Annotated in this window: 12 protein-coding genes; 11 read left to right on the top strand and 1 reads right to left on the bottom strand. The window is 39.6% G+C overall.

Annotated elements, in window-relative coordinates; all coding sequences use genetic code 11:
* The first annotated feature begins 117 nt into the window (after positions 1-117).
* Positions 118-1,143 carry a GGDEF domain-containing protein gene (locus CWB76_RS12140; protein WP_138607918.1) on the top strand — a complete coding sequence of 342 codons (1,026 nt, stop codon included), beginning with the start codon at positions 118-120 and terminating at the stop codon, positions 1,141-1,143.
* Position 1,144: 1 nt separating this feature from the next.
* Here CWB76_RS12140 and CWB76_RS12145 read toward each other — a convergent pair whose 3' ends face one another.
* Entirely contained in the window at positions 1,145-2,068 is a 924-nt protein-coding gene (locus tag CWB76_RS12145; protein ID WP_138607920.1) for a hypothetical protein, read from the bottom strand.
* Between the two features lie 373 nt (positions 2,069-2,441).
* Here CWB76_RS12145 and CWB76_RS12150 point away from each other — a divergent pair, with 373 nt between their 5' ends.
* The 10 genes from CWB76_RS12150 to rluF all read left to right on the top strand — a co-directional run bounded on the left by CWB76_RS12150 (position 2,442) and on the right by rluF (position 17,857).
* Positions 2,442-2,744, top strand: a complete 303-nt coding sequence (locus CWB76_RS12150; RefSeq protein ID WP_138607922.1) for an isoamylase early set domain-containing protein — start codon at positions 2,442-2,444, stop codon at positions 2,742-2,744.
* A gap of 9 nt (positions 2,745-2,753) precedes the next feature.
* Positions 2,754-4,748, top strand: coding sequence for a 4-alpha-glucanotransferase (gene malQ / locus CWB76_RS12155; protein WP_138607924.1), 1,995 nt, complete (start codon positions 2,754-2,756; stop codon positions 4,746-4,748).
* Complete coding sequence (glgB, locus tag CWB76_RS12160; RefSeq protein WP_138607926.1) at positions 4,749-6,971, top strand: 1,4-alpha-glucan branching protein GlgB; 2,223 nt, start codon at positions 4,749-4,751, stop codon at positions 6,969-6,971.
* The gene (gene glgX / locus CWB76_RS12165; protein WP_138607928.1) at positions 6,964-9,027 is read left to right on the top strand and encodes a glycogen debranching protein GlgX; all 2,064 of its coding nucleotides are present in this window, start codon (positions 6,964-6,966) and stop codon (positions 9,025-9,027) included. The genes glgB and glgX overlap by 8 nt, the downstream gene beginning before the upstream one ends.
* Positions 9,020-11,539: a glycogen/starch/alpha-glucan phosphorylase gene (locus CWB76_RS12170; RefSeq protein WP_138607930.1), complete on the top strand. Its 2,520-nt coding sequence runs from the start codon at positions 9,020-9,022 to the stop codon at positions 11,537-11,539. The genes glgX and CWB76_RS12170 overlap by 8 nt, the downstream gene beginning before the upstream one ends.
* A gap of 20 nt (positions 11,540-11,559) precedes the next feature.
* On the top strand, positions 11,560-12,834 hold the full coding sequence (glgC, locus tag CWB76_RS12175; RefSeq protein WP_138607932.1) for a glucose-1-phosphate adenylyltransferase: 1,275 nt from the start codon (positions 11,560-11,562) through the stop codon (positions 12,832-12,834).
* A gap of 47 nt (positions 12,835-12,881) precedes the next feature.
* Positions 12,882-14,414: a glycogen synthase gene (locus tag CWB76_RS12180; RefSeq protein WP_138607934.1), complete on the top strand. Its 1,533-nt coding sequence runs from the start codon at positions 12,882-12,884 to the stop codon at positions 14,412-14,414.
* 83 nt (positions 14,415-14,497) lie between these two features.
* Positions 14,498-15,712, top strand: coding sequence for an EAL and HDOD domain-containing protein (locus CWB76_RS12185; RefSeq protein ID WP_138607936.1), 1,215 nt, complete (start codon positions 14,498-14,500; stop codon positions 15,710-15,712).
* 11 nt (positions 15,713-15,723) lie between these two features.
* Complete coding sequence (locus CWB76_RS12190) at positions 15,724-16,824, top strand: DUF418 domain-containing protein (RefSeq protein ID WP_502704764.1); 1,101 nt, start codon at positions 15,724-15,726, stop codon at positions 16,822-16,824.
* A 43-nt stretch (positions 16,825-16,867) separates the two neighbouring features.
* A complete protein-coding gene (gene rluF / locus CWB76_RS12195) occupies positions 16,868-17,857 on the top strand; it encodes a 23S rRNA pseudouridine(2604) synthase RluF (protein WP_138607938.1) in 990 nt (329 codons plus the stop codon).
* Positions 17,858-17,889: the final 32 nt, after the last annotated feature.

Here is a 17,889-nt window from a genome sequence, read left to right on the forward strand (position 1 = left end):
ATTAGTAATAAAAATCTCCCTGAGCTGGCAGGCATTAATAAAACCTAGCATATTCCACGGCGTGGTCTATGCTGAATTTTATTAGTTGTTAACGCCCAGTTTGCTTTAGGGAGTACAATGCAAGAAAATTTACTCAATTCAGTCATCAAAATAACTAAAAATAGAGATGTAGATTCTCTTGAATACAGTTTGATATCGACCATCCAAGAGTTTATTGGCTGTAAAGAAGTCTCAGTTTACAAAGATGTAGAAGTTCAGGGCCAGCTTACTATTGAGCAAAGTCTTTGTTTAAAAATTACTGGTGAAAAACAATTTGAGTGGCAACAACGACAAATTGTTACACACCCTGAGGATGAACTTCTATCTTGCTTACGTTCTGCTTGCATTATCACGGTTCAATCAACAGATGGCATTGAGCGCCGTTGGTTACCTATTACCCGCCAAGAAAAAACAGTTGCCGCAATTTCAGTGGTTTCAAACAGCCTAGATAGTCCATCTCAAGTGATGTTGAATGCTTTTTGTCGTATTTTTGAAAACTATTTAGTCATTCTTCATGAAAATGAAAGAGATAAATTAACAGGTCTATTAAATAGACAAACCTTTGAGAAAAAAATAAAGCAACTGATTGAAAAACAAGTATTGAAAGTACACAGTTTATCCCGGGGTGAGGGTAAAAGGCTGCAAAAATATGCATCTACATCTTGGTTGGCTATTTTAGACATTGATCACTTTAAAAATATAAACGACAAGTATGGTCATATTTGCGGTGATGAAGTGCTACTGATATTAGCGCAAAATATGCGTCATTTTTTTCGTTCAACCGATTTGATTTTTCGCTTTGGTGGAGAAGAATTTGTGATTGTTTTTGAGCCTACCGAGGCAGACTCTATAAGTAATAAAATGGCAGAATTTTTACAGCTCGTCAGAAATACATCGTTTCCTTTTATTGGAAATATGACGGTCAGTGCTGGTTTAGCACGTATTAGCCCTTATGATTTTCCAATCACTGTAATAGAGAACGCTGATAAAGCACTATATTACGCTAAAAATAATGGCCGAGATAAATTTTGTATCTACGAAGATTTAATCGCTGAGCAGCTAATCAACGTACAAGAAAATGATTCAGAAATAGATTTATTTTAACTTACTTAGCTTGAGTATAACTTCGTTTGACTTTAACTTTAGTAACTTGGTCGAGCTTTAAAAAATAAACATTACCGCCAATGCCTTTAAACTCCTCATCGGTAAAAGCAATAGTATTGTTATCATAAAACGTGATCGCTTCTTTTTGGGTCACAATGCCGAGATCAATTTTAGATACATCGCCAGAGAAAAATTTATCTCCTTTGAAGTTTTCAAACAGCCAAATACTGGTTGAATCTAGTAGTGCAAGTTTTTTTCTATTTGGACTGAGCGCCGCTGAGGTGATCCAGCATAACTTTTCCATAGTGGTACAGGTTCTAAATGAGTCTATTAGCTGGGCGTCAAAATTTGCAGCATGGTCGCCTACTTTGTAAACATTGGTAATACCATCAAAGGGCTCAGTTCGGTTTTTTGTAAATAAATATAAATGCCGGCCAAAAGCCACAAAAGCCTCTAAGTCGTAGTTACGTTGTTCTGGCTTTATTGGGCTGCCGTCTAATTCTGGGTAGGTAAATTTAATTATCTCAGCTTCAGTGGTATTTGTTTTAATATCAATGGGGTTTTCTATTTTATAAATGGTTAGCCATTTACGTTCATTTTTATTATTGCCAAAGTCCCCTAAGAAAAAATGACCAAATTTATTTTGCGTCATGTCCTCCCAGTCAATATTTTTTGCATTGCTCACCAAAATTTCTTTAGCGATAGAACCATCATCATTGAGTCTATAAAGCTTAGGTTCGTCACCGCTGTCATTAATAGCCCATAGACGTTTATATTTATCAAATTCTATACCTGAAATTTCTTTTAACTTTGGATCTACAGAGACAAGCTTTTTACTATATAGTGTATAAATTGAACTACCCACAACAGCGATGATGGTTAGAAAAACAATAACAGAGGTAATAAAAATGCTTTTTTTAATCATAGTCTTTAAATATTCATCGCATTGGCTAGGTGGATAATTATTATCGCTGATGATGCCGCTAAGCTAAAGGTTTTTAACCATAATGCGGTAATAAAAATGATTATGCGTGTATTGTTTTAAAAGTTATTTAATTGAGTGTAGTTGGTTTAAAAATTGCTCAGTAAAGGAGCTTACCTAAAAACCTGTTTAAATGGTTAAAAACTGCACCAACCTAGTGCGGTAAAATAAATAACGCACTGTAATAATGCGTAAATAAAGTTTTGTTTAACTTTAAGCTTGTTTTTATGTGAATGAATGGATTCCACATCGCCTATTTAAGCTGTTTGGCCTGTGGCAAAGATTAATAACCCTTATGGTTTAGTTGGAGCCTATTATGTTGAATAAACGCTTTTTTAAGACAAAAAACGAAGCAGAAGTTACGTTTGAATTTTCTCACCCTGATGCTGAAGATGTCTGTTTAATTGGGGAGTTTAATGATTGGCAGCCAGTGCCAATGAAATTAAATAAAAAATTGGGTGTGTTTAAATGTAAACAGCGTTTGCCTATTGATAAAGAGTTTCACTTTCGTTATTTGATTAATGGTAAGCAGTGGGACAACGACCACCAGGCTGATGGCTATCAGGCCAATAATTTTGGTTCAGAAAATAGTATAGTAAATACTCAACGCATTAATTAAGGTTGGTGAATGGACGCACTATCGCAATCATTTTATTTGCATGGAATAGGCTATGAGTACACTAAATATACTGGTGAACACGTTATTTTTAGTGAACAAACGCGCAAGTTAGCCTTGCAGTGCTGTGGCGTTGACACCAGTGATGCAACACAAATAGCTCAGTTAAACTATCAATTAGATGCGGCCACTTGGTTAACGCTTGCACCGGCTGTTAGCTTAGTAAAGCAGCCTAGTAATGTGCTAAAAGTACGTATTAAAGAAGCCGACGCGCACCATAAAATTACGCTTAATATACCTGCATTAAATATAAAACTGCAATTTGAGCAAATAGCTGACTATGCGCCATTAGGCGAGTATTTTTTTAATGACTGCCGTTATATTGAAATAGCGTTGCCACTTACCCATTTACCTACGGGTTATTATGATGCTTTGCTGAGTATGGGAGCGCAATCGGCAACTACACAAATTTGGTCTATCCCTAAACAAGTTTATCAAATTGCCGATAGTAAACGCCTTGGCTTATCAATTCAGTTATATACATTAAAAAACCAAGCCGGAATGGGAATTGGTGATTTTAATGATTTACTTGAATTAACCACGTTATGTGCAAAACAAAAAATGGATTATATTTTACTTAATCCTCTGCACTTATTATTTGCAGATAACCCAGAGTGCGCTAGTCCCTATAACCCCAGTAACCGCGCGTTACTCAATCCATTGTATATAGCAATTAACTTATCGCCCGATAGTATTAACAATCCCGCTTTAGATGATTACTTATCTTCTTGTTGTTTAACGTCGCACATTGAGCAAGATATAACCTTTATCAATTATAAAACGGTTACTGAGCAGAAATATAATGCCTTTAAACTGCTTTTTGTGCATTTTCAACAACAGGGTAGTCAAGCACGGCAAGACGAGTTTACAGCCTTTTGTAAACAGCACCGTGATGTACTTGCTATGCTAGAAACCACAGAACCGACATTCGACTATTACCTGCAATGGCAAGCACATAGCCAACTCATACTGTGCCAACAACATTGTATCGACCAAGGAATGGCGATTGGTTTGATTAACGACTTAGCAGTTGGCTGTGCCAAAGAGGGCAGCGAATATAAACATCAGCAGAAACTGTTTAGCCAAGATGCGACTGTGGGAGCTCCACCAGATCCTTGGGCTGAAAGTGGCCAAAATTGGGGTTTGCCAGCAATAAATCCTCAGCGCCTTGCTGACAATAACTATTACTTTTACCGCTCACTTATACGCGCCAATATGAATGCTGTGGGTGGATTACGCATTGATCATGTTATGGCAATTAGACGTTTATGGTGGTGCTTTAACAATAATAACAGCCAAGATGGTTGCTATGTTTACTATCCATTCGAGCACTTGTTAGCTATTTTGAAAATAGAATCTCACCTAAATAAGGCTGTCGTGATAGGCGAAGATTTAGGTGTTGTGCCACCTGAAGTAAAAGAAGCGCTGGTGAGCAGTGGAATTTTTTCAAACAGTTTATTTTATTTCGAAAAACAACAAAATGATGAATTTGTTAATCGTGATGATCTTAGCGAACAATGCCTGCTGATGATTGCCAATCATGACGTACCGCCATTTGTTGGCTGGTGGCAGCATAGTGATTTAACCCTCAAACAACAGTATCAGCTGATTGATGCCGCTAAACACCAGCAGCTAGTGCAGCAACGTCAACAAGAGCAACAACGGTTAGTTGATTTTATTAATGCACAAGACACACATTCTGACATGTCATTAAACACCGATGCTTTTGCGATTTATAGCGCGCTGGCTTTGTGTTTAGCAAAGTCGCCATCGCGATTATTTGCCCTACAAATTGATGACTTAGACAAACAATGCTACCCAGTTAACATTCCGGGTACAGATAAAGAATATCCCAATTGGAGACGGGTGTTAACACATACGTGCGAGGATATTTTTACTGATAATGCATCACTTTTGACTGCAATACATTCAATGAGGAATGGATAAATGGGCAGTATAAAAAATATGAAATCAGCGCCTTTGGCTGATTATGACGCACAAGTTACTGCGCTCGCAGCAGGACGCTTTAAAGACCCGTTTAGTTTTTTAGGAGCGCACAGTACACAAAGCGGCATAGAAGTTCGAGTCTATTTGCCAGCAGCACTGCAGGTTGAATTGTTAATTGGTGATCAAACAATTACTGCATTGCGCTATAAACAAAGTGATTTATTTATAGCTGAGCTATCAAACATGCCGAGCAGTGTGTATCAATGCCGTGTTAGCTATAAAAACAATAATATTACCTTTTACGATGAATACAGTTTTAGTAGTACCCTTGATGAGCAAGCAATGTACTTGTTCAATGAAGGGAGTCTTGAGCATGCTTATGCGCACTTAGGCGCGCAATTTATTACTCAACAAGGCGTAGACGGTGTTCGTTTTTGTGTGTGGGCGCCAAATGCTGCCAGCGTTTCAGTGGTTGGTGAATTTAACTTTTGGCAGTCCAATCGTCACTTTATGCGATTTCATCTGGCCAGTGGAGTATGGGAGTTATTTATCCCGGAGCTGTGCGCCGATATGTGCTACAAATTTGCTATCACCACACTCAGTGGTGAAGTTTTAGATAAAGCCGATCCCTTTGCTTTTAAAATGCAGCAAGCGCCAGGTACAGCAAGCATTTTACAATACAAACCCACCCCTATTAAGCTTAGTGAACAAGCGATCAAAAATAGGCAAAAGCGTAATCATATTGATGCCGCTATTAGTATTTATGAAGTGCACTTAGGTTCTTGGCAACGCGCTGAGCATAATCGTTACTTAAGCTACAGCGAGCTGGCAGATAAGCTTGTAAGTTACGTGGTTAAAATGGGGTTTACGCATTTACAACTTATGCCTATCAGTGAATACCCGTTTGATGGTTCTTGGGGTTATCAACCGGTAGGCTTGTTTGCGCCTACAAGCCGCTTTGGTGATTATAACAGCTTTAAATACTTAGTTGAGCAATGCCATAAAGCCAATATCGGTATTTTACTCGATTGGGTGCCGGGGCACTTTCCAAGCGACCCTCATGGGTTACATTGTTTTGATGGCACCCATTTATATGAACATGCTGATATGCGTCAAGGGTTTCACCCTGATTGGAATACCTATATTTATAATTACGACCGCCCTGAAGTTAAAAGCTTTTTAATATCGAATGCAATGTATTGGCTTAGTCAATTTGGCATAGATGGACTGAGAGTAGATGCGGTGGCATCTATGTTGTATCTTGATTACAGCCGAAAAGAAGGGCAATGGGTAGCTAATTGCTTCGGTGGCAGAGAAAACTTAGGGGCTATTGAGTGCCTTAAACAAGTAAACATACGCAGTTATAAAAATAACCCCGGTATTATGATGGTGGCTGAGGAGTCAACGGCGTGGCCCGGAGTAACGCAAAGCGTTGAGCATAATGGTTTGGGCTTTGGTTACAAATGGAATATGGGCTGGATGAACGACAGCCTGCATTACATGCAGCAAGACTCACTATTTAGGAAATATCATCATCATAAAATGACATTTTCTATGGTGTATGCTTTTAGTGAAAATTACATTTTACCACTGAGTCATGATGAAGTAGTCCACGGTAAAGGTTCACTTCTAAACAAAATGCCCGGTGACGATTGGCAACAGTTTGCTAATTTACGGGCTTATTATGCGTTCATGTGGGCGCATCCAGGAAAAAAACTTCTGTTTATGGGCGCCGAAATAGCACAGCGAAAAGAGTGGGATCATGACCATTCAATAGACTGGCACTTGCTTGAGCATCAAAGTCATCAAGGTATTCAAGATACTGTTAAACGCCTTAATCATGTGTACCAAGCCTACCCAGCACTTTATGAGCTTGATAGCTGTGCTACAGGCTTTTCATGGATAGATAATAATAACAGTCAGCAAAGTATATTTAGCTTTATTCGTTATGCTAAAAGTGCTGACGATTTTATGGTTGTTGTCGCTAATTTTACCCCTACTGCTTATCAACATTTTACCTTAGGCGTGCCTGCTAAAGGCAGTTATAAGGTGATATTAAATACTGATGAGTCATGTTTTTTTGGCTCTGGCATTAATATCACTGATGAGCCAAGCCAACTTATTCATTCAATTAATCAACCAAGCCATGGCTTTGATCACAGTATCACATTACAGATGGGTGGCTTAACCACTGTTTACTTACAAAAGGTGAATGATGAGTAATTGCTTTGAGGTTACCCATGGTGCATCTCTTCCATTGGGATCGACTGTACAAAACAACGGCGTCAACTTTGCCTTATACGCCCCTAATGCAAGCCAAGCTTTTGTTTGTTTATTTGATAAAAGTGGCCATACAGAAATATTAAAAATAGCTATGAATATTAATGAAGGCGGGGTGTGGAGTATTCACGTTGCGCCACTTAGCGCTGGCGCATTATATGGCTTTAGGGTTGATGGTGAGTATAACCATGAAAAGGGCATGTTATTTAATGAACATAAGTTGCTGATTGACCCGTATGCAAAAGACTTGTTTAACGAGTTTACTTGGAGCGAGCGCCATTACGGACAAATGCCGATAGGCACTAAAAGCGAGGTTAATAATGCGATAGATATGCCTAAATCTAAAGTGACTACATCGGTTGCTTATACCAATAAAAAGCCACAGCATAGCTGGGCTAATACGGTAATTTATGAGTGTCATGTAAAAGGTGCTACCTGTCGTCATCCAGGTATTCCAAAAGTACAGCAAGGCACGTTTTTAGGCCTAAGCCACCCGTGCTTTATTGAGCATTTAAAAAGTTTAGGGGTGACCGCTATTGAGCTTTTGCCTGTGCATGCGTTTATAAGTGAACAGTTTTTAATTACTAAAGGCCTGCAAAATTACTGGGGCTACAATAGCATCAATTTTTTTACTCCCCACAAAGACTATTTGGTTAATGACGATATAAACGAATTTAAACAGATGGTCAGCGAACTACATCGCGCCAATATTGAAGTTATTTTAGATGTGGTATACAACCATACTGCTGAGGGCGGCAGTGATGGACCGATATTGTCTTTACGTGGCTTCGATAACCTCACTTATTATCGCACTATTAATGGGCAACCCAATGTATATATAAATGATACTGGCTGTGGTAACACCTTAAATATTGATCATCCAAAAACTTTGCAACTGGTTCTTGATAGCTTGCGTTATTGGGTGGAAGTTATGGGGGTTGATGGCTTTCGATTTGATTTAGCCACCATTTTAGGGCGTTCAAGCACGGGTTTTAGTGCCTCTCATACGTTTTTACAGGCCGTTGCACAAGATCCTATATTAAATAAAGTAAAACTGATTAGTGAGCCGTGGGATATAGGGCCTGGCGGGTATCAGTTAGGTGCTTTTCCTGCTCCTTGGCGTGAGTGGAACGATCAATATCGTGATGTTATTAAACGCTTTTGGCAAAGTGAAAAAGGCATTATTGGTGATGTAGCTAAGCGTTTACATGGCTCCTTTGATATTTTTGAACACAGTAACCGCGGCCCGCTTAATAGTATTAATTTTGTTACCAGCCATGATGGTTTTACCCTTGCCGATTTAGTCAGTTATGAGCAAAAGCATAACCAAGCAAATGGTGAAAATAATCAAGATGGCCACAGCGCTAACTACTCATTCAACTGCGGAGTTGAGGGGTTTAGTAGCGACCCTGAAATAATGAGCTTACGGCTCCAACAACAAAAAAACTTTTTACTTACCTTACTGCTCTCTAAAGGAGTGCCAATGATAGCCGCTGGCAGTGAAATGGCCCATTCTCAAGGCGGTAATAATAACGCTTATTGCCAGAATAACCGCACAAGCTGGCTGGCATGGAAAGACTCACAACTAAACCATTGCTTAATTCAGTTTATAGATGATGCATTAAAAATTAGGCACGGTCACAGTGCGTTTAAACACAGTGTGTTTTTAGATGATATTGATGAACGTTTCACCGTTAAGTGGTTTACCGAGCAAGGTAAAAAAATGGATGAAACACATTGGCATGAAGATACGCGACAATTTTTAATGTATAGCTTACTTGATAAGCAAAATAAGCACGCCTTATTAATTATTTTAAACGCCAGTAAACAGCCCGTGGTCTGCCAATTACCACAATCGCCCATTACTGCGACATGGGCGTTAGTGTTATCAAGCGTAAATAACGCATCAACTGTTGTTGAAGAAGATGCAACCGTGAATATTTCAGCACAAAGTAGTTGGGTTTTTAGTGCCAATTTAGAAGGCGAAGATTATGACTAAGCAAGACGAGCAAGTGTGTGTGGTAAAAGGCTGGCAAGAAGGCCCGGTTATTGATGAAAGTACCTTAAGTGATGATTTAACTCGCCACTTTTATTACACCTTAGGGCGTGATGTGGTGGGAGAGTCGCAGTTGTATTTATATCATGCATTGGCGCTGACAATAAGAGATAGACTCGTTGCGCGTTGCAGAGAAACTAATCAGCAAATTAAACAACAAAAACGCCGCAAAACAGCGTATTTATCGCTAGAGTTTTTAATGGGTAGAGCACTGGGTAATGCGGTACTCAACCTTGATTTAGAATCTCAGGTAAGTACTGCACTGCAAGCTTACTGTACTGAGCTGGAAAATGTAGAACAAGCAGAGCATGATGCTGGCTTAGGTAATGGTGGCTTGGGGCGTTTAGCGGCATGCTTTTTAGATAGTTGCGCGAGTTTAGCGCTGCCAGTAGTGGGTTATGGAATTCGCTATGAATACGGCATGTTTAATCAATCAATAAAAGAAGGCAACCAAATTGAGCAGCCAGATAACTGGCTACGCGAAGGTCATCCTTGGGAATTGAGCGCACCAGAGCAAGCTAAACGAGTTAAGTTCTCGGGTTATGTACAAAGTTATACCGATAAATTTGGTCGTGAACATCGCCAGTGGATGAGCTCCCAAGATGTGCTTGCGGTTCCTTATGATGTTCCTATTCCGGGCTATAAAAATAATATTGTTAATACCCTTAGGCTTTGGAAGTCTGAAGCTACAGATGAATTTAATTTAGCAGAATTTAATGCCGGTAGTTATTCAGAAGCGGTGGCGCAAAAAAACCTCGCAGAGCAAATAACCATGGTGTTGTACCCTAACGACAGCAGTGAAAATGGTAAAGAACTGCGTTTACGCCAGCAATACTTTTTATCATCGGCAAGCATTCAAGATGTACTGAGCCAGTGGATTGAGCAATACGGAGATAATTTTACTGATTTTGCTCAGCATCATGTTTTTCAGCTTAACGACACTCATCCTAGTATTGCCGTGGCAGAGCTGATGCGAATTTTAGTTGACGACCATGAACTCGACTGGGATCAGGCATGGAACATCACAACCAAAACCATGGCTTATACAAATCACACTTTATTGCCGGAGGCATTAGAGAAGTGGTCAGTGGGGTTATTTGCTAAATTATTACCACGTATTTTAGAAATTATTTTTGAAATTAATGCCCGTTTCTTAGCAGAGGTTGCAAGGCATTGGCCGGGTGATGTGCAAAAGCAACGAGACTTATCATTAATTGAAGAGGGCGAAGAGCCGCAAATTCGCATGGCTTTTTTAGCCATTGTTGGTAGTTATTCAGTCAATGGCGTAGCCGCACTGCATACCCAGTTATTAACTGCGGGTTTGTTTAAAGATTTTTACTCATTATGGCCTGAAAAGTTTAATAACAAAACCAATGGGGTGACACCAAGGCGTTGGCTTGCTTATTGTAATCCGGGTCTGAGCCATATTATTAGCGAGAAAATAGGAAAAGACTGGGTAGGCGACTTTGCAAAAATTAGCCAATTACGTCGTTTTTATGATGATCCTCAATTGCACGTAACATGGCAGCAGGCAAAACGGCAAAACAAGCAGCGTTTAGTCGATTTAGTAAAGCAAAAGTGTGGCGTTGAGTTTGACGTAAATATGCTATTTGATGTGCAGGTAAAGCGTATTCATGAATATAAGCGCCAGTTACTCAATGTGCTACATGTTATTCATTTATACGACCGCATTCGTCGTGGCGATACACAAGGCATGGTACCTCGGTGTGTATTACTCGGAGGTAAAGCCGCACCTGGTTATATGATGGCGAAGAAAATTATTAAACTGATTAATAATGTTGCTGAGGTGATCAACAAAGACCCTGAAGTATCGATGTTTTTAAGAGTTGCCTTTTTACCAAATTACAATGTGACCGCCATGGAAACTATATGTCCTGCAACAGATTTGTCGGAGCAAGTTTCTACAGCAGGTAAAGAAGCATCCGGTACCGGCAACATGAAGTTTATGATGAATGGTGCGCTCACAATAGGCACGTTAGATGGCGCGAATATTGAAATCCGCGATGCAGTAGGAGCTGAAAACTTCTTCTTATTTGGCGCACAAGCCGAGCATATTGACGAAATTAAAGCGCATTATAATCCCAGTGAAATTATTGCGAATAATCCAGATCTAAATAACGTGATGCATCTCCTCGAAAGTGGTCATTTTAATCTATTTGAACCAGGCTTATTTGATGATGTGATTAACTGCATTAAAAGCAAAGACGATGCGTGGCTAACTGCACATGACTTTGCCAGTTACATTTCAGCGCAGCGTGAAGTGGATAAAGCGTACGCTGATCAAACCTACTGGACTCAAATGAGTATTTTAAATACCGCGGCCAGTGGCTTATTTTCTAGTGACAGAACGATTGGTCAATATTGTGATGACATATGGCATTTAACCCCACTAGATACTACACACCAAATAGTTAAAACGAACACTGACAGCTGACACTAAACGGAGAGAGTAATATGCCCAGTTATGCAAATCGCTATATAAGTAATTTAACCAGAGACACCTATGCACTGATTCTAGCCGGCGGACGAGGTTCTCGTCTGCATGAGCTAACAGACTGGCGAGCAAAACCAGCCGTTTATTTTGGCGGTAAGCACCGTATTATTGATTTTCCACTATCAAATTGTATTAACTCTGGTGTAAGGCGAGTAGGGATTGCAACGCAATATAAATCTCACTCGCTGATACGCCATGTGCATCGTGCATGGGGACACTTTAAAAAGGAGTTAGGCGAGTCAGTTGAGATTTTACCTGCATCACAGCGCCATGGTGATGAATGGTATTGCGGTACTGCCGATGCGGTATTTCAAAATATGGATATTATTCGTCATGAACTACCTAAATATGTAATGATTTTGTCAGGCGATCATGTGTATCGTATGGATTACGGCGGTTTATTAGCAAAGCATGTAGAAAATGGTGCCGATATGACCGTGTGCTGTTTAGAAGTCGCGGTTGAAGAAGCAGCAGGCACCTTTGGTGTAATGACCGTTGATCAAGAAAATCGAGTGCGGCGATTCGACGAAAAACCAGCCGAACCTACCTCTGTGCCTGGTAAACCTGGTACATGCTTAGCGTCAATGGGTAATTACGTATTCAATACTGAGTTTTTATTTGAGCAATTACAAAAAGATTCACAAACCGAAGGCTCAGGACGTGATTTTGGCCATGACATTATTCCTGCCATTATCGAAGAGCATAATGTGTTTGCTTACCCATTTAGAGATCCTGCACAAGTAGGGCAACCTTATTGGCGCGATGTAGGGACTTTAGATTCATTTTGGGAAGCGAACATGGAGTTGGTTATGCCTGAGCCTCAATTGGATTTGTACGACCCTACTTGGCCAATTTGGACATACCAAGAGCAGCTTCCTCCAGCTAAGTTTATTTTTGATGATGACGATCGTCGAGGTATGGCTGTTGATTCAACCGTATCGGGCGGCTGTATTATTTCAGGTTCATTAGTGAGAAAGTCATTACTGTTTTCTAATGTACATATTCGCTCATATTGTACTATTGAAGAGTCGGTTATTTTACCCGGTGTTATAGTTAACCGTGGGTGTAAAATTAAACGTGCCATTATTGATAGAAGCTGTGAGATCCCCCCAGGATTAGAAATTGGTTATGATCGTAAAACAGACGAAGCCAATGGTTTTAGAGTATCTAAAAAGGGAATTGTTTTGGTAACCCGCGAGATGCTGACAAAGTTAGACACTAAGTTAAATCAATAATTAAATAGCAAGGCGAAAGCCTTGCAGCTAACTATAAGAGTAAATAAATGCATGTATTAATGGTTGCCGCAGAAAATGATGCGTTACCTAATGCCAAAGTCGGTGGTGTTGCCGATGTCATACGTGATGTACCTAAAGCGTTAGCAACACAGGGACTAACGATTGATGTGGCTATTCCTGATTATGGTTTTGAATTGGGTGAGCGCCGTTTTATTGGTGAAGTAAACGTTGCGTTCAATTCAGCCTCTCACGTTTTATCGCTGTTTGAAATTCCACAAACGCAAAATGCAGTGAGGCAAATAGTAATAAGCCACCCTTTGTTCAGCCAATCACATAGTGTGTATTGCAACGATGATGACAATCGTCCATTTGCTACTGATGCGAGTAAGTTTGCACTGTTTAATGCCGCGATTTGTGAAGCGCTTTTACAAGGGGTATTAAAACAACCAAACACGTTACATTTACACGACTGGCACAGTGCTTGTGTGGCAGTGTTACTAAAATTTGAGCCTCGCTATCGTAAACTTGCTAAGCTGCGCTTGGTGTACACTGTTCATAACTTAGCCTTACAAGGTATTCGCCCTTTTAAAGACGATGACTCTAGCTTAGAAGCGTGGTTTCCCTCATTAAGTTATGATGGTCAATTGCTTTGTGATCCCCGTTACCCTCATTGTTTTAACCCCATGCGCAGTGCTATTAATTTAGCCGATAAAGTACATGTGGTTTCACCCAGTTATAGCCAAGAAGTGCAGATAGCGAGTAACAATGCAGGCGGTTTTTTTGGTGGTGAAGGACTCGAGCGTGACTTACAACAAGCGGCTGAGCAGGGCAAGCTGATTGGGATACTCAACGGCTGTGATTACACAACTCAACACCCGAAGCAGGCAACGCTTAGCGAGCTTTTAGAGCAGATAGAAGCTACGCTTTTTAGTTGGATGGCAAAAAACGTACACTTAGACAGCAGCCACTATATTGCTCACCAACGTGTTTTACAATTTATGGCATCAGAGCTGCAAGGGCCTTTAGTGAGCAGTGTAGGGCGGCTCACCGAGCAAAAAGTATTGCTGCTGTGCCAGCCACACAACAATAGTTTAACTATTGATGAGGTATGCAAGGTTATAAACCAATATAATGGTCGCTTGATTGTATTGGGCTCGGGCGATAAAAAACTAGAACAATTATTTACCACTGCGATGGCACGAAATAGCAATTTATTGTTTTTAAAAGGTTATGGCCAAGGTGTTGGTGATTTAATGTATCAACTAGGGGACTTATTTTTAATGCCTAGCTCTTTTGAGCCGTGTGGCATTAGCCAAATGCTGGCAATGCGAGCAGGTCAGCCTTGTCTTGTGCACAGTGTTGGCGGCTTAAAAGATACAGTTGAGCATAATGTGACTGGTTTTAGTTTTACTGGTGATACCTTATTGGCTCAGGCAGAGGCATTTTTAGTTTGTTTATCTGAGGCTTTGAGTGTAAAACAAACTAATCCTAAAGAATGGCAAGCAATAAAAAATAGCGCTAAGCATGCGCGCTTTGGCTGGGATGACGTCATAACTGATTATATTACATACTTATATTAAAAAATTTATTAAAGTTCAGTGACATCCGATCCTATTTACGCTTTAATTACTTAGTCTGGTGAAAATATAATAAAGTAGGTAATGTGTCGGTATTTGTTGCAAGGCAAGCAATTCTCAATCGAAATCAAAACGTAGTAGCTTATGAACTACTTTTTCGCAATAGTTCTGAGAACTGCTTTCCTGGTGTATCTGATGGTCAAGCTACAGCAAGGCTTATCATGGAAAACCAGCTAAACTTAGGTACCCGCCATATTACATCGGGTAAAAAAGCGCTGATCAATATTGGTCCTGAGTCCTTAAAGCTTGATTTATGTGATTTCTTACCCTGTAAAGATGTGGTTATTGAATTACTCGAAACCATAGAACCCACCGACGATACTTACGAGCTATGTCGCAAGTTATTCCATAGCAACTATAAGTTAGCCCTAGATGATTTTGTTTACTCACCACAGTGGGAGCGCTTTTTAAAACTGGTCAACTTAATTAAATTTGATATTCGACTTACTCCTCTTGCCGAAATCCCTCTGGTAGTTAATAAACTTAAAAAATATAAAAATATTAAGCTATTAGCTGAAAAAATAGAAACCGATGAAGAGTATAAATTAGCTCGTCAAATGGGGTTTGATTATTTCCAAGGTTATTATTTTGCGCGTCCAGTAATGATAGAGCAAAAAGATATTCATTATAATTATGGGCTGGTCATTGCCATTTACTCAGAAGTAATGAAACCAGACCCTGACATTAAAGTGATCACTGGTTTATTCGAGCTTGATGCGGCACTGGCTTATAAGCTACTGCGTTTATTAAATAGTGGTATATTTCCGCTGCAAAGCCAAATATCATCATTAAAACAAGCGCTGGTATATTTAGGTCAAGCGCGTTTAAAAAAGTTTGTGAGCCTAATTGTTACAGCACACACAGTGCGTGATAAGCCGATAGAGCTTATGCAAATGTGTGTTATTCGCGCTCGCTTTTGTGAATTAATAGCCAGTAAAGTCGCCAAACAAGTACAAGGTGAGGCATTTTTAACTGGGCTGTTTTCTCTTCTTGATGCTATTTTAGATAAGCCAATGGACTTGTTGGTTGATAAACTGCCATTCCCAGATGAAATTAAAGCGGCACTAACCGGCGAGAAAAATGATTTATATTATATCCTTGAAACGGTAAAAGCTTACGAAACGGGAAGCTGGTGGGCGCTTGAGAAAGCGGTATCACTCATTAATTTAGACAGTGCTTTTTTACCAAAATTATACAAACAAGCTGTAAAATGGGCCGATAGCTACAAAGATAATATTTAAAGGGATAGAGTTTGCGTAATTATAATATGGATTTTATAAGGGGCATAGCAGTACTTGGCCTGGTATTTATTAACTGCTATTCCTTCGCAATTTTTGAACTCAATTACACTCCACTCACCACACCTCCGGCTAGCGATAATTTTTTACACACCTTAAGCCTTATATTTGTTGAAGGGCGGTTTCGCACATTATTTACGTTATTATTTGGTGCTGGTCTTTATATTCAGTTCCAGCGACAGCAATGTATTGAGCCATTAAAAAAACGCCTATATTGGCTTATTGTGTTTGGTTTAATACATGGGCTTTTACTGTGGGCGGGTGACATTTTGTTTTTATATGGGGTGTCAGCACTACTGGTAATACGCTATTTAGATTACACGGACGAAGAGCTTAAAAACAAAGCGGCCTTTTTTACTTTTATCGCTTTACTTGCCACAGCAATGTTTATGTTAGGGCTTAATGAAGAACCACTCTATAGGGATTCTCCCGAGTTTTACCAGATATATAATAGTTATTACCAAAGTATTGGTGCGCATTTTAGCCAAAATATAACAATGAGCATTTATATGTTGCTAACAGTGCCTATTTTATTACTGTGGGCAAGTGCTGGCTTTATGCTAATTGGTATTGTTGCCTACAAATGTAATGTGTTTAGTGATGGATTTAGCAGGTCGGGGCTAATTAAACTTGCTGTGTTAAGTGTGTTGCTGACTAGCTTACGATTAGTCTTAGAGTCATATGAACAAGGTATTGGTTATGCGTTACAAGAGCCTGTTAATGAACTGGCTGCTTTATGTGTGGCGCTGCTTTATATTCATTTAATCGTCAAACTATGCAATAACAGCGCGCAAATAGGGGGGCTCATTCAACACGTAGGGCGGTTAGCGTTTACTTTATACATAAGCCAAACCATTATGCAGTTATTATTGTTTAAAGTGCTTTTCCCTCAGTGGGCGCTTAGTTTTAACCGCATTGATTATTGGCTTGTTGCTATTTGCTTAGTGGTTGTACAGCTTATGTTTACTGCACTCTACTGTCGTTATTTTAAGCAAGGGCCTCTTGAATACCTATGGCGTAAATTAGCGCAAATTAAGCGCGAAAAAATAGCTTGAGTAGTTTAAACTATGCGCCTTTATATTTAAGAAGATTTGCCATATGACAGACTTAAAGCGTTTAAATAAATTTATTAGTGAGACAGGGTTTTGCTCACGCCGCGAAGCCGATAAATATATTGAGCAAGGTCGTGTTACTGTTAATGGTGAATTACCCGAAATGGGTGTTAAAGTCGCACAAAGCGATGTGGTATTGGTTGATGGTAAGCCATTAAAAGCGCCACCAAAACGGGTTTACATTGCTTACAATAAACCAGTAGGTATTACCTGTACCACAGAACGAAAAATTCAAAGTAATATTGTAAAAGCGGTTAATTATCCTGACCGTATCTTTCCTATTGGTCGCTTGGATAGGCCCTCAGAGGGGTTGATTTTTTTAACCAACGAAGGCGACATCGTTAATAAAATCCTTCGTGCTGGCAATAACCACGAAAAAGAATACGTGGTTACTGTAGATAAACCACTTAATCGTCAGTTTGTGAATAAAATGGCAAACGGTATTCCTATTTTAGATACCGTGACCAAAAAATGTAAAGTGACGCAAACGGGTGCCCAGCAATTCACTATTATTTTAACTCAAGGATTAAATCGTCAAATCCGTCGTATGTGTGAATATTTAGGCTACGAAGTGGTTACATTAAAGCGTGTGCGTATTATGAATGTAACCCTTAAAGGGTTGAAGGTTGGGCAGTGGCGACATTTAAGTGACGCAGAAATGGCGGTTATTAACGATTCGATTGCTGATTCAGGGAAAACGCAAGAGCATTCGCTGTATGACGATAGTACATCGAATAATAACGTTGGGCTAACCACAAGCAACCAAGCAAAATCAGTGCATAAGCGTGAGTATCAAGGTGACAAGCCTCGAGGTACAAAGAACAGCGAACAACATAAGCAAGCCAACAAAAGCAGTCGTAATACGCCTTATCAGAAACGTTCAACCACCTATGTTGGTAAATCAAATGCCAACAAAGCCAATTCCGCATCAGGAACTAAAGCGAAGAGCAGTGGCACGTTAAGCTTAAAAAAGTAATTAAGTTGGTATAAACCAAGCAAATAAAAAAC

The organism is Pseudoalteromonas sp. S1609 (assembly GCF_005887255.1).
Lineage (GTDB): Bacteria > Pseudomonadota > Gammaproteobacteria > Enterobacterales > Alteromonadaceae > Pseudoalteromonas.

Coding starts and splice junctions, on each gene's coding strand:
- CWB76_RS12140 (WP_138607918.1), top strand. CDS start 118: ATGCAAGAAAATTTACTCAATTCAGTCATCAAAATAACTAAAAATAGA.
- CWB76_RS12145 (WP_138607920.1), bottom strand. CDS start 2,068: ATGATTAAAAAAAGCATTTTTATTACCTCTGTTATTGTTTTTCTAACC.
- CWB76_RS12150 (WP_138607922.1), top strand. CDS start 2,442: ATGTTGAATAAACGCTTTTTTAAGACAAAAAACGAAGCAGAAGTTACG.
- malQ (WP_138607924.1), top strand. CDS start 2,754: ATGGACGCACTATCGCAATCATTTTATTTGCATGGAATAGGCTATGAG.
- glgB (WP_138607926.1), top strand. CDS start 4,749: ATGGGCAGTATAAAAAATATGAAATCAGCGCCTTTGGCTGATTATGAC.
- glgX (WP_138607928.1), top strand. CDS start 6,964: ATGAGTAATTGCTTTGAGGTTACCCATGGTGCATCTCTTCCATTGGGA.
- CWB76_RS12170 (WP_138607930.1), top strand. CDS start 9,020: ATGACTAAGCAAGACGAGCAAGTGTGTGTGGTAAAAGGCTGGCAAGAA.
- glgC (WP_138607932.1), top strand. CDS start 11,560: ATGCCCAGTTATGCAAATCGCTATATAAGTAATTTAACCAGAGACACC.
- CWB76_RS12180 (WP_138607934.1), top strand. CDS start 12,882: ATGCATGTATTAATGGTTGCCGCAGAAAATGATGCGTTACCTAATGCC.
- rluF (WP_138607938.1), top strand. CDS start 16,868: ATGACAGACTTAAAGCGTTTAAATAAATTTATTAGTGAGACAGGGTTT.